Source organism: Kocuria sp. p3-SID1428, from assembly GCF_025149945.1.
GTDB lineage: Bacteria > Actinomycetota > Actinomycetes > Actinomycetales > Micrococcaceae > Kocuria.
In genome coordinates this window covers 12,505-25,192 of record NZ_JALXVH010000004.1, presented here as the reverse complement: position 1 = coordinate 25,192, position 12,688 = coordinate 12,505, and the positions used below count along the sequence as shown (strand labels likewise).

Below are 12,688 nucleotides of genomic sequence, written 5' to 3'. Positions count from 1 at the left end.
ATCGAGCGGCGCTGTGGTGTCGCATCCCCCACCCAGTGGCGCTGTGATGTGCCCTGCTCCGTCGAGTGGCGTCGGAGTGTCCGTCAGGACGCGGCAGCGCACACCCCGGGGCCACTCGGCGGAGCGAGGAGCTCCAGCGCACACCACGGCGCCACTCAATGGGGGCGGGGGCGGCGGTTATCAGGGGGGCCAGGGCAGCACGGCGCCGCCGGCCTGATCGACGTCGGACCTAGGCGGCGCCGCCGTCCAGCTCGTGGCGCAGCTCGATCGGCACGAACGTGGTGGTGTCCTCATCGGCCGGCCGAGAGCTCACGGCATCGGCGACGATCACGGTCACGTTGTCCCGAGCCCCGGTGCGCAGGGTGGCGTTGACCAGGACGTCGGCGGCCTCCTTGGGGTGGGGCACCGAGTGCACCACGCGGGCGATATGGGCCACGGAGACCTCCCCGGTGAGCCCGTCGGAGCACAGCACCAGGCGATCCCCCGCCTCTGCCGGCAGGACCCACACGTCCGGCTCCCAGACCTGGCCGGTGCCCAGTGCCCGTGTGATCACGTTGCGACGCGGGTGGATCATGGCCTGGGCCGGGGTGATCTGCCCGATCGAGACCAGGTACTGGACCTCCGAGTGATCCACCGTGATCTGCTGCAGCTCAGGCTGCGGGGCCTCCGGCGCGCCCGGCACGGGGGTGAGGCGCTCGGTGGAGGAGCCCTCCCCCAGGCCGACCTGCTGCGGCGGCTCCACGCGCTCGTCGGAGATCGGGATGACGTCCGTGACCTCCACTCCCGCCTCCTTGTAGGCGGAGAACTGATCCGTGGCCCGCTTGGCGACCGCGGCGTGATCCGGCGCGGGGGGCTCTCCCTGCGGACGCAGCAGCCGATAGGTGCGCGAGTCGCCGATGTTGAAGACCACCCAGAAGGGCTCTCCCTCCATCTCGACCAGCCAGGCGCCGGTGACGGTGGTGCCTGCGCGCCCGCCGAGCTCGTCCTGGATCGAGCTGTCGGCCTGGTGCAGCACGGCACGCAGCTTGCGCACCAGCTCGAGAGCCTCCGCAGGGATCTGCGGATCGAGCTTCATCTCGCGCTCGATCCGCTCGCGGAACCGGGCCACGTCCTCCGGCGGCTCGGGCTCGGCGGGCACCTCGACCTCTGACGGCTTGCCGGCGCTGAACAGCGGGGAGCCGCCCAAGGTGCGCACGGCCATGGCCGAGGCCACCTCGCCCGCCTCATGGCCGCCCATGCCGTCGGCGACCGCGCACATGGTCCGGGTGACCACGAGCGAGTCCTCGTTGGTCTCCCGGTGACGACCGCGGTCGGTCGCGGCGCCTGCTCTGATGACGAGCGGAGCACTCATTCGTAGTCAACTTCCAGTTGGAGGCCGGTCCCAGCGGTGAGCCGCACGGGGCGGACGTCGCCGAAGCCTCGCACGCTCTGCGGCGGCTGCGCGGCCAGGATGAATCTGTCGTCGTCCTCCAGGACGGAGGCCGTGGAGGCGTCGACGAGGACGCCCCCGGGCTCGGCCAGCGCGACGAGTCGCGAGGCCAGGTTCACGGTGGGCCCGTAGAGATCGCCGAGGCGCGGGAGGACCCGCCCCCAGACGAATCCGACCCGTGTCTTGGGCAGCTCGGGGTCCTCCAGGATGGCACGTCGCAGCGCCAGCGCGATCAGCGCGCCCTCCTCCGGGGACTCCGACATGTACATGACCTCGTCGCCGATGGTCTTGATGAGACGGCCCCCGCCTGCGGAGATGATCTCCGCGCAGCGCTGCTCGAAGCGCTGCACGAGAGCCGCGAGAGTGCGCTCGTTCATCTTCCGGGACAAGGTCGTGAAGGAGACCATGTCCGCGAAGCCGATCCCGCGGGCCAGCGGCAGCGAGGCGGACTCGTCGCCCACCTCATCCGGCTGAGGCGCATCCATGGGCCTCTCCTGGCGCATGGCCAGGCGCTGGACGGCGCCGTTGAGCTGGCGGCGCCAGGTGTAGAGCAGCAGGTCCTCAAGGTCCTGCTGGATCCGCGGCAGCAGCTCGAGCAGCTCCTGCCGAGCCTCTGCATCCGAGTATCCGCGGTTCATCACGAGGTCCTCGACGATGGCTTCGACCTGCCAGACGACCATGCGGTCGGTCATCTGCGCCATGGCCCGGATCAGCGACAGCGCCGCCTCCTCGGAGAGCTGATCCGATTCGACGATCCCCGAGATCCGGCGCAGGGCCTGGCTGTCGCGCTGCGTGAAGTAGACCTCGTCGGCACTCATGTTGGGGAAGCCCATGGCTCGCCAGATCTTGCGGGCGCTGAGGATGGACAGCCCTCCGGCGTGGGCGGCGCGCTTGCGGTCCATGGTGCGCTCACCGCCCAGCAGAGCGTGCTCCAGGCGATGGAAGGCCTCGCGGGACTCCGGGGAGCCATAGGCATCGGCCTGCACCGGGTTGTGCAAGTTGAGGTTGATCGCTGCGGTCTGCGGGCCGACCCTGGGATCCTCGAAGGCCTGGTCGTCGTCCGAGTCTTCCTGGGGCTCGGCGGAGGCGTCGGTCCTGTCCCCGGCGCTCGGCGCCGGCTGAAGTCCGGTGGCCCCGGGACCCACGACGGGCAGCTCGCGCGTGCTGACCGCGCCGGAGGATGCGGACTCCGCGCGGGCATCCGAATCGGAGGGCGCCGCGGTGCGCGGCGCCTCGGCGGGGCGCTTCGAAGCTCCCTCTGAAGCCGCAGGCCGGGAGCCCCCGCGCAGTCGGGAGAACCAGGACTGCGTCCCGGGTCGTGAAGGATCGCGATCTGTCACGCTGCGCTCCTTCCACTGGTTCGGCAGGTCCGTGCGGCCCCGGAGGCCGCTGCCGCGCACATCGTCGGGATGCCGTGCCCGGCCGCTGTGCACGCGCCGGTCACCATGCGGCCCCTGTGCTCGACCCCGCCGGAGGATACCCGGCCGGGGACTGGTGGCTCCACCCATGGGATGGAGCGACGAAGCCCGGGCCCTGCGGGCTGCGGAAGCGCGCGGCCTTCTCCTGGATCAGCCCGGCGAACTCCTCGACGCTCGGCGAGTGCCCCAGCCGCAGGATCCCCGCCTGGCCGAAGTCCGCGCTCAGCGTGCCGATCCCGGCCGCGCCCATGGGCCCGCGGGCCCTGCTGCCATGCACCTCCACGAGCCAGGCCAGCGGGATCCGCACACCCCCGGACGGCGCCGACGGGCCCAGCAGCATCAGCCGCTGATCCGTGAGCACGAAGCGGGTGCGCGCCCAGCGGATCAGCGGGCGCAGCACGGCCAGCAGGATCACCAGGACCAGCAGCAGCGTCACGACCCAGCCCAGGACGGTGTGGACGCTCGTCCACGGCCGGTCCATGGGACGCCAGCGGACCTCGAGGGCCCGCTGCAGCAGCGAATGCAGGAACACGGCGATCACGAGCACCGCCAGGGGCCGCCACAGCTTGCTGGCGTGGGCTCGTGTGGAGACCACCACCTGCTCGCCGGGGCCGAGCTCGAGTCGTGAGCTCATGCTCGATCTCCTTCCTCGACCGGTCGCAGGTGCACCACGTCCGCGGCGGAGACGGCGGTGCGCCCGCCGTCGTGGTCGATCAGCAGCGCGCCGTGCTCATCCAGCCCCGCAGCCACGCCTTCGAGGGGGGCTCGCCCGCCGGGCATCTCGGCGCGCACACGGCGACCGAGCGTGGACAGCAGCTGCTCGACCTCCTCGCGCAGCTCACCCGATCCGCTCAGCGACTCCGGGGACTCGGCGAACAGCCGGTAGAGGCAGGTGAAGCGCTCGAGGATCTCCACGAGCAGGTCCCCGCGCGAGGCCTCCGAGCCCTCGCCGCGCACGCTGGCAGCGCCCTCCGGAGCGGCGGCCACGTTCAGCCCGGCGCCCAGCACCAGAGCCGGGGCGGAGCCGTCGTGGACCACGAGGGAGGCGAGCACGCCGCAGATCTTCCGGGAACCGCCGCCGGTCTCCACGAGGACGTCGTTGGGCCACTTGAGGGACGCCGCGATGCCCTGCCCGCGCAGGGTCTGGGCGATCGCCGCGGCCAGCAGCATGGTCAGCCACGGGAAGCTCTGCGTCGGCAGGGCCACAGCTGTGGAGCCCGACCCGCGCGCCGGGCGCAGCAGCAAGGAGAAGGTCAGGGCCTCGCCGGGCCCGGTGACCCATTGCCGGTCCAGCCGCCCGCGTCCTGCGGACTGATGCTCTGCAGCCAGCAGGCTCAGATCGGGAAGCGGGCGGCCGGTGCGGGCGGCGCGCTGGGCGCGCTCGACCAGCTCGTCGTTGGTCGAGGGGACTACCGACAGGACCTCGAACGGTGTGCGCAGGACTTCCGCGATCCGGTCGGTCTGGGCATCGTCGAGCAGAGGGGCGGCGGCCTGGGCCCGGTTGTCCGTGGGTGTCATGGTCGCTCCTGTCTCGGTCCTCGCCTCATGCGGAAGCCGGGCTCGGCAGCGCGCCTGCGCTATCAGCGCCTGGGTCCACGAGCCGCACGCGGCCGACCATCTTTGGGCCGACATTCGCTGCGTGGTCGCTCGCGGCGTCCGGGCGGCCCGCTATGTTCATTCCACACACAGTAGTAGTCGGGGCCCCGGAGCGCCTGCAGGTGACTTCCCGGGAATCCGCTGACTGCTCGCCGTCGAGCATGGCAGGAGGGCACCATGGCGATCATCGCCGTCACCTACGTCTACGGCGGGGACCCGCAGGAGTTGGCCGAGCACCGGCCCCGGCACCGCGAGTTCCTCGCACAGCTGCACGATTCCGGGGCCCTGGTGGCCTCGGGCCCGTACGACGACGACCAGCCCGCAGGCGCTCTGCTGCTGCTGCGCGCCGAGGATCCGGAGTCCGCACTGGCCGCGCTGGATCCCGACCCCCTGCTGGAGGTCGGCGTGATCACCGAGCGCAGCGCGCGGCCCTGGAAGGTCGTGATCGGCGAGCTCGCCTGAGCACGTCGCTCGAGTCCGTTCAGAGAGTCCGAATCCGCTCGACCTTGTAGGTCCTCCACAAAGGGGTCCCGCACGCCCCGTCCCTAGACTGGCCAGCAGTTCCCGCCCGAATCCGCCCCATCTGAGCTCTGAGGTGCCATGACCCACGACCTGTCCACGACCGCGGGCAAGATCGCCGATTTCCGCGAGCGCCGCGAGCGCTCGTACGCCCCGGCCGGGGAGGCCGCGCTCGAGCGCCAGCGCGCCCGCGGCAAGGGGACCGCCCGCGAGCGCGTGGAGCAGCTGCTGGACCCGGGCTCGTTCGTGGAGTTCGACGCCCTGCGCGAGCACCGCAGCACAGCGTTCGGCATGGAGTCCAAGAAGTTCGCCGGCGACGGCGTGGTCACCGGCTACGGAACCGTCGACGGCCGCCAGGTGGTCGTCTACTCGCAGGACTTCACCGTGCTGGGCGGGTCGCTGTCGGAGGCCAACGGCGAGAAGATCGTCAAGGCGCAGAAGTTCGCGCTGAAGAACGGCTGCCCGCTGATCGGCATCAACGACGGCGGCGGCGCGCGCATCCAGGAGGGCGTGGCCTCACTGGCCATGTTCGCCGACATCTTCAACATGAACGTGCGGGCCTCGGGCGTGATCCCCCAGATCTCGCTGATCATGGGCCCGTGCGCCGGCGGTGCGGCCTACTCCCCCGCGCTGACCGACTACATCATCATGGTCGATCAGACCTCCCACATGTTCATCACCGGACCGGACGTCATCAAGACCGTCACCGGCGAGGAGGTGGACATGGAGACCCTGGGCGGGGCGCGTCAGCACAACGAGGTCACCGGCACCGCCACCTACCTGGCCGAGGACGAGACCGACGCCCTGGACTTCCTGCGGGAGCTGCTCGAATTCCTGCCCTCGAACAACCTGGCCGAGGCCCCTCTGCTCGATCATGACCAGGGTCCCGAGCCCACCGAGGACGACCTCGCACTCGACGAGCTGATCCCGGACTCCGCGAACCAGCCGTACGACATGCGCGATGTCATCGCCGCCGTCGTCGACGACGGGCACTTCCTGGAGATGCAGGAGCTCTACGCGCCGTCGGTGCTGATCGGCTACGCCCGCGTGGAGGGCCACACGATCGGCATCGTGGCGAATCAGCCCATGCAGTTCGCCGGCACGCTGGACATCGCCGCCTCGGAGAAGGCCGCGCGCTTCGTGCGCCACTGCGATGCCTTCAACATCCCGATCCTCACGCTCGTGGACGTCCCCGGCTTCCTGCCGGGCACGGACCAGGAGTTCAACGGCATCATCCGCCGCGGCGCCAAGCTGCTCTATGCCTACGCCGAGGCCACGGTCCCGCTGATCACCGTGATCACGCGCAAGGCCTACGGCGGTGCGTACATCGTGATGGGCTCCAAGAAGCTCGGAGCGGACATCAACCTGGCCTGGCCCACCGCCCAGATCGGCGTGATGGGCGCCTCCGGGGCCGTGGAGATCCTCTACCGCCGCGATCTCAAGGCCGCCGCCGAGGCCGGCGAGGACGTCGAGGCCAAGCGCCAGGAGCTGATCACCCAGTACGAGGAGCACCTGCTCAACCCGTACCAGGCCACGCAGCTCGGCTATGTGGATGGGGTGATCGCTCCGTCGGAGACCCGCGAGAACATCGTCCGGGGGCTGCGGGGCCTGCGTGACAAGCGCGCCTCCACTCCCGCCAAGAAGCACGGGAACATCCCGCTGTGAGCGCCGCACAGACCGAGACCCGCAGCGGGTCGCACCACGGCGAGCAGGCGACCCCCTTGCTGCAGTTCGTCGGCGGCAGCCCCACGCCCGAGGAGATCGCGGCGGTCACCGCCGTGATCCTCTCCGCCACCGCGGAGACCGAGAAGGCCGCCGGCAGCACGACCGGACGACGCGCCCAGAACCGCCGCGCGCGCCTGGGCCTGCGGCTGCGGCCGGGCCGCGGAGCATGGCGGCGGACCATGCCGTTCCGGTGAGCCGACTGCCCTCGGAGATCTCGGCAGTGGGCTGAGGCCTCCTGCCGCCCGCCTACACTCGGGCCATGCCCGAGTCCTCCCCGCCCGCCCCTGCCCGTTCAGAGCCCGGGAAGGGGCCTTCGACGGCGCCCCCGAAGCGCCTGCCCACCGCCATGGACACCGTGGCCGACGAGTACTTCCGCAGCCTCCTGCGCCTGGATCCCGCCTGGGCCATCGAGCTCGGCGCACCCGATCACGGCTGGGGCTACCGGGATGCCAGCCCCGAGGGCGTAGAGGCCGAGTTCGAGGTCGTCCGCCGCGCCGCCGAGGCGCTGGAGCGCACCGAGCCGGTGGATGACGTCGACCGGGTCACTGCGCACGCGCTGAGCGCCCAGCTCGGTCTCCAGACCCGCCTGCACCAGGCCGGGCTGTCCGGCACGCGGATCAACAACATCTCCTCGCCCGTGCAGAAGATCCGCGAGGCCTTCGACAACCTGCCCAAGCGCACCGAGCAGGACTGGGAGGTCATCGAGCACCAGCTGCGCTGCGTCCCGGATGCCGTGGACTCGGCGATCGCCGGAGTGCGTCACCAGCAGGTCCACGGCCCCGTCACCGCCGCAGCCCAGCTGTCCAACGCCGCGCGGCTGGCCGAGGGCTACGCCTCCCCCGTCGGGTCGTTCCTGAACCTGGCCCGCTCCTCCCGCGTGGTCCAGCTGCCGCCCGAGCTTCGTCGGAGCATCTACTCCGGGGTCGAGCGGGCGCGCGAGGCCTACACCGGTTTCGCCCAGGCGCTGCGCGAGCTCTCGAGCGGCGCGCCGCAGGAGATGGCGGTGGGCGCCGACGAGTACCGCCTGCGCCTCGAGCAGTTCACCGGAATGCAGCCGGATCCCGCCCAGACCTACGCCTGGGGCATCGACCTGCTGCGGCGGATCGACGACGAGATGCGCAGGATCGCCCGTCGGATCCTGCCCGAGCACTCCGGCGACGGCCTGGTCCGGGCGGCCATGGACGCGCTGGACGCCGACCCCCACCGGCAGCTGCACGGCCGGCACCAGCTGCTGTCGTGGATGGAGGGTGTCACCGAGCACGCCATGGACGCCCTGGCCGGCAGCCACTTCGAGATCACCGAGCAGATGCGCCGGCTCGAGTGCCGGATCGCGCCCACCTCAGACGGCGGGATCTACTACACGCCGCCCTCGGCCGACTTCCGCCGACCCGGGCGCATGTGGTGGTCCGTTCCCGAGGGCAAGGAGGTCTTCCGCACCTGGGGCGAGCGCACGACCGTCTACCACGAGGGCGTGCCCGGGCATCACCTGCAGTTCTCCCACGTGGTCGTCCACGGCGAGCACCTCAACCTGTGGCGACGGCTCGGGCTGTGGGTCGCAGGGCACGGCGAGGGCTGGGCGCTGTACGCCGAGCGGCTGATGGCCCAGCTCAGGTTCTTCGACGACGACGGAGACCGCATGGGCATGCTCAACGCGCAGCGGATGCGCGCGGCGCGCGTGGTCTTCGACATCGGCTTCCACTGCGGGTTCCAGGTCCCCGCCGAGCTCGACGACCTCCTGGGCGGCGCCGAGCCCGGGCGGACGTGGACGCCCGAGGACGGCTGGTCATTCCTGCGCCGCAATATCGTGATGGACGAGGACAGCCTGCGATTCGAATGGATGCGCTACATGGGCTGGCCGGGCCAGGCGCCGTCGTACTCGCTGGGAATGGAGGCCTGGGAGCGTGCCCGGGACCGCGCGGCGGCCGCGGAGGGCGCGGACTTCGATCTGCCACGCTTCCACTGCCGAGCCCTGAGCATCGGCTCCGTGGGCCTGGACACCCTGGACTACGCCCTGAGCCTCTAGATCCTGGACCAACCTCCCGCCCCTGCGTGCCTCCATGCGCCTTCCGGAGGCTGAGGCGCGCTGTCGCACGTAGGCGCGGCATGAGGGGCGATCCCAACGCCATGCATGGAGCTGATGTTCCCCTGAGAGCTGGTGGGGAACCTCACCGCGAATCTGCGTAAAAACCTGTCATATTCCCTCGCGCGGGTTGCATTCGCGGGCCTAGCCTTCTTGGCATGTCCACCTCTTCCGCAGCGGCAGAGACCCGCTCCACCAGCACACCGGAGCACGACGGGCCCCGTCGTCGCCTCCCCGCCCTCCTGTCCAACTTCTCCTTCCAGGTCATCGCGGCCCTCGTCCTGGGTCTGATCCTGGGTCTGATCGCCCGCGCGATCGGCGGCGATCCCGAGACCTCCCCCAACGCGCTGATGAGCGTCCTGGACATCATCGGCAGCACCTACGTCACGATCCTCAAGGCGGCCGTGGTGCCGCTGGTCGTCACCGCCGTGATCGCCTCGATCGCCAACCTCGACCAGGTCACCAACGCCGCCCGCCTGGCCTGGAAGACGCTGCTGTGGTTCTGCATCACCGCCCTGATCGCCGTGGTGATCGGCATGGTCCTGGGCGTCATCGTCCAGCCCGGGTCGAATCAGTCGATCGACACGCCCACCGAGCCCTACTCGGGCACGCAGGGCTCCTGGCTGGCCTTCCTGCAGTCGATCGTGCCCGTGAACTTCCTGGGCCTGGGCGTGGACGCCGAGCTGAGCGACTCCGGGGCGATCGACGCCGCCGCGAGCTTCAACATCCTGCAGATCCTCGTGATCTCCATGGTCGTGGGCATCGCCGCGCTGAAGGTCGGCGAGCCGGCCAAGCCCTTCCTGGATGTCATCCGCTCGCTGCTGGCGATCGTGCAGAAGGTGCTGTGGTGGATCATCCGCCTGGCCCCGATCGGCACCTTGGGCCTGATCGGCCGCGCCGTGTTCGAGTACGGCTGGACCTCCATGGGCTCGCTGGCCGTGTTCGTCGTGACCCTCTATGTGGGCTTGGTCATCGTGGTCTTCGGCGTCTACCCCCTGCTCATGCGCCTCAACGGGCTGAGCATCCGCCAGTGGCTCTCCGGCGCCTGGCCCGCCATCCAGATGGGCTTCGTCTCGCGCTCGTCGCTGGGCACCATGCCGCTGACCCAGCGCGTCAGCGAGCGCAACCTGGGCGTGCCCTCCAGCTACGCCTCGTTCGCGATCCCGCTGGGCGCCACGACCAAGATGGACGGCTGCGCTGCCGTCTACCCCGCACTGGCGGCGATCTTCGTGGCGCAGTTCTACGACGTCCCCCTGGAGCCGATCCACTTCGTGCTGATCGCCCTGGTCTCCGTGCTGGGCTCGGCCGCAACCGCCGGGACCACCGGCGCGACCGTCATGCTGACGCTGACACTGTCGACCCTCGGCCTGCCCCTGGCCGGCGTGGGCCTGCTGCTGGCGATCGAGCCGATCATCGACATGGGCCGCACCGCCACCAACGTGGCCGGGCAGACCGTCGTGGCCGCGATCGTGGCCAAGCGCGAGGGCATCCTGGACCGCGAGCTCTACGACGCCCCGCGCAGCGGCGGCGATCCGTTCACCGAGGAGTCGGCCTCCTCCGAGCAGGTCCGCGAGGCCTCGGAGCACACCGGCGACGCCGAGGTCCGCGTCCCGGGCGAGGATGCCTCGGCACAGCGTGCGAGCGGCCCGGACAGCGCGGCCGCGCACGGCTCGGCCCGCTCCGCACAGGCCTGACACCCCCTCCGGGACGCACCGGGCCCCGGAGCGCCTCGGCAGGGACGACGACGGCGGGCATCTCCTCGAGCAGGAGGTGCCCGCCGTCGTCGTGTGCCGCGGCGGGCGCGCTCCCGGTCCTCGACACGTCATCTGAGGACGAGGCCTGTGCGACGTCGGAGGGTGCTCCTATAGTGATCGCATGTGCTGCAGATCACATCGGCGATGCCTCGTCGTCGCGCAGCCCACCGCGAGAGTCGAAGGAGCCTCCCATGACGGTCTACGCCCACCCCGGACAGCCCGACGCCAAGGTCGAGTTCAAGTCCCGCTACGAGCACTTCATCGGCGGGAAGTGGACTCCGCCGGTCAAGGGCCAGTACTTCGAGGACATCACGCCGGTGACCGGCAAGGCCTTCACGGAGGTCGGCCGTGGCACCGCTGAGGACATCGATGCCGCGCTCGACGCGGCCTGGGCCGCCGCCCCGTCCTGGAACGCCTCCACTCCGACCCAGCGCGCTCTGATGCTCAACCGCATCGCGGATCGCATGGAGGAGAACCTCGAGAAGATCGCCGTGGCGGAGACCTGGGACAACGGCAAGCCGGTGCGCGAGTGCCTCAACGCCGACATCCCGCTGGCCATCGACCACTTCCGCTACTTCGCCGGCGCGATCCGCGCGCAGGAGGGCTCGCTGTCCCAGCTCGACGAGGACACGGTCGCCTACCACTTCCACGAGCCGCTGGGCGTCGTGGGCCAGATCATCCCCTGGAACTTCCCCATCCTCATGGGCGTGTGGAAGCTGGCTCCGGCCCTGGCCGCCGGCAACTGCGTGGTCCTCAAGCCCGCCGAGCAGACCCCGGTCTCGCTGCTGGTCGTGATGGAGCTGATCCAGGACCTCGTGCCGGACGGCGTCATCAACATCGTCAACGGCTTCGGCGTGGAGTGCGGTAAGCCGCTGGCGTCGAACCCGCGCATCCGCAAGATCGCGTTCACCGGCGAGACCACCACCGGCCGGCTGATCATGCAGTACGCCTCCGAGAACATCATCCCGGTGACTCTGGAGCTGGGCGGCAAGTCGCCGAACATCTTCTTCGAGGACATCGCCCAGGAGAAGGACGGCTTCTACGACAAGGCGCTGGAGGGCTTCGCGTTCTTCGGGCTCAACCAGGGCGAGGTCTGCACCTGCCCGTCGCGCGCGCTCGTGCAGAAGTCCATCTACGACGAGTTCGTGGCCGCCGGCGTGGAGCGCGTCGAGAAGATGGTGCAGGGCGATCCGCTGGACACCGACACCATGGTGGGAGCGCAGGCCTCGACCGATCAGCTCGAGAAGGTCGTCTCCTACCTGGACATCGGCAAGAAGGAGGGCGCTGAGGTGCTCACCGGAGGCGAGCGCCTGGAGCTGCCCGGCGACCTGGCCGGCGGCTACTACGTGAAGCCCACGATCTTCGCCGGCGCCAACGACATGCGGATCTTCCAGGAGGAGATCTTCGGGCCGGTGCTGTCGCTGACGTCGTTCCAGGACTACGACGACGCCATCCGCATCGCCAACGACACCCTCTACGGGCTGGGCGCCGGTGTCTGGGCGCGCAGCGCCAACACCTGCTACCGCGCAGGCCGGGCCATCCAGGCCGGTCGCGTGTGGGTGAACCAGTACCACAACTACCCGGCGCACTCGGCCTTCGGCGGGTACAAGTCGTCGGGCATCGGGCGCGAGAACCACCTGATGATGCTCGATCACTACCAGCAGACCAAAAACATGCTGGTCTCCTACTCCGAGAAGGCGCAGGGCTTCTTCTGATGGGTGCTGCGGACCAGTCGGAGGCTCCCCCGGCCGCTCTGGAAGCGCGGCCGGGGCCGGAGGACGACGTCGCGCGGGTGGGCTACACGCAGGCTGCTGTCGATCTGCTGCGCGAGCTGTGGGCGGTCCACGGCCCGCTGATGCTCCACCAGTCCGGCGGGTGCTGCGACGGCTCCGCGCCCATGTGCTTCCCGGTCGGCGAGTTCCGCACGGGAGACGCGGACGTCCTGCTGGGCACCGCAACGCTCGACGACGCCTCCGGGGAGGAGCTCGGCGAGCTGGAGCTGTGGATCTCGCGCGAGCAGTTCGGGGCGTGGAAGCACACCCGGCTGCTGATCGATGCGGTGCCCGGGCGCGGCTCCGGGTTCTCGCTCGAGGCGCCGCTGGGTCGGCGCTTCCTCACGCGAAGCGACCTCTGCGCGGTCTGAGGGCTGCGCAGCCCCAGGGCGGCG

At 70.5% G+C, this 12,688-nt stretch carries 11 protein-coding genes; 7 read left to right on the top strand and 4 right to left on the bottom strand.

The window, feature by feature from the left end; all coding sequences use genetic code 11:
* Window positions 1-229 precede the first annotated feature (229 nt).
* The 4 genes from M3E84_RS01670 to M3E84_RS01655 form a co-directional block, all read right to left on the bottom strand.
* On the bottom strand, window positions 230-1,351 hold the full coding sequence (locus M3E84_RS01670) for a PP2C family serine/threonine-protein phosphatase (RefSeq protein ID WP_259894274.1): 1,122 nt from the start codon (window positions 1,349-1,351) through the stop codon (window positions 230-232).
* The gene (locus tag M3E84_RS01665) at window positions 1,348-2,769 is read right to left on the bottom strand and encodes an adenylate/guanylate cyclase domain-containing protein (protein WP_259894273.1); all 1,422 of its coding nucleotides are present in this window, start codon (window positions 2,767-2,769) and stop codon (window positions 1,348-1,350) included. Before M3E84_RS01665 ends, M3E84_RS01670 begins: the two co-directional genes overlap by 4 nt.
* A 100-nt stretch (window positions 2,770-2,869) precedes the next feature.
* The gene (locus tag M3E84_RS01660) at window positions 2,870-3,481 is read right to left on the bottom strand and encodes a hypothetical protein (protein ID WP_259894272.1); all 612 of its coding nucleotides are present in this window, start codon (window positions 3,479-3,481) and stop codon (window positions 2,870-2,872) included.
* Window positions 3,478-4,365, bottom strand: coding sequence for a biotin--[acetyl-CoA-carboxylase] ligase (locus tag M3E84_RS01655; RefSeq protein WP_259894271.1), 888 nt, complete (start codon window positions 4,363-4,365; stop codon window positions 3,478-3,480). The genes M3E84_RS01660 and M3E84_RS01655 overlap by 4 nt, the downstream gene beginning before the upstream one ends.
* A 255-nt stretch (window positions 4,366-4,620) precedes the next feature.
* Here M3E84_RS01655 and M3E84_RS01650 point away from each other — a divergent pair, with 255 nt between their 5' ends.
* From M3E84_RS01650 to M3E84_RS01620, 7 genes are all read left to right on the top strand, one after another.
* The gene (locus M3E84_RS01650; protein ID WP_259894269.1) at window positions 4,621-4,905 is read left to right on the top strand and encodes a YciI family protein; all 285 of its coding nucleotides are present in this window, start codon (window positions 4,621-4,623) and stop codon (window positions 4,903-4,905) included.
* Window positions 4,906-5,043: 138 nt separating this feature from the next.
* A complete protein-coding gene (locus M3E84_RS01645) occupies window positions 5,044-6,627 on the top strand; it encodes an acyl-CoA carboxylase subunit beta (RefSeq protein ID WP_259894268.1) in 1,584 nt (527 codons plus the stop codon).
* The gene (locus M3E84_RS01640; RefSeq protein WP_259894267.1) at window positions 6,624-6,881 is read left to right on the top strand and encodes an acyl-CoA carboxylase subunit epsilon; all 258 of its coding nucleotides are present in this window, start codon (window positions 6,624-6,626) and stop codon (window positions 6,879-6,881) included. Before M3E84_RS01645 ends, M3E84_RS01640 begins: the two co-directional genes overlap by 4 nt.
* 65 nt (window positions 6,882-6,946) lie before the next feature.
* Window positions 6,947-8,710 (top strand): DUF885 domain-containing protein, encoded by a 1,764-nt coding sequence (locus tag M3E84_RS01635; protein WP_259894266.1) that lies wholly within the window; start codon window positions 6,947-6,949, stop codon window positions 8,708-8,710.
* A 215-nt stretch (window positions 8,711-8,925) separates the two neighbouring features.
* Window positions 8,926-10,461 carry a dicarboxylate/amino acid:cation symporter gene (locus tag M3E84_RS01630; RefSeq protein ID WP_259894265.1) on the top strand — a complete coding sequence of 512 codons (1,536 nt, stop codon included), beginning with the start codon at window positions 8,926-8,928 and terminating at the stop codon, window positions 10,459-10,461.
* Window positions 10,462-10,712: 251 nt separating this feature from the next.
* The gene (locus M3E84_RS01625; RefSeq protein WP_259894264.1) at window positions 10,713-12,236 is read left to right on the top strand and encodes an aldehyde dehydrogenase family protein; all 1,524 of its coding nucleotides are present in this window, start codon (window positions 10,713-10,715) and stop codon (window positions 12,234-12,236) included.
* Window positions 12,236-12,664: a DUF779 domain-containing protein gene (locus tag M3E84_RS01620; RefSeq protein WP_259894262.1), complete on the top strand. Its 429-nt coding sequence runs from the start codon at window positions 12,236-12,238 to the stop codon at window positions 12,662-12,664. The genes M3E84_RS01625 and M3E84_RS01620 overlap by 1 nt, the downstream gene beginning before the upstream one ends.
* Window positions 12,665-12,688: the final 24 nt, after the last annotated feature.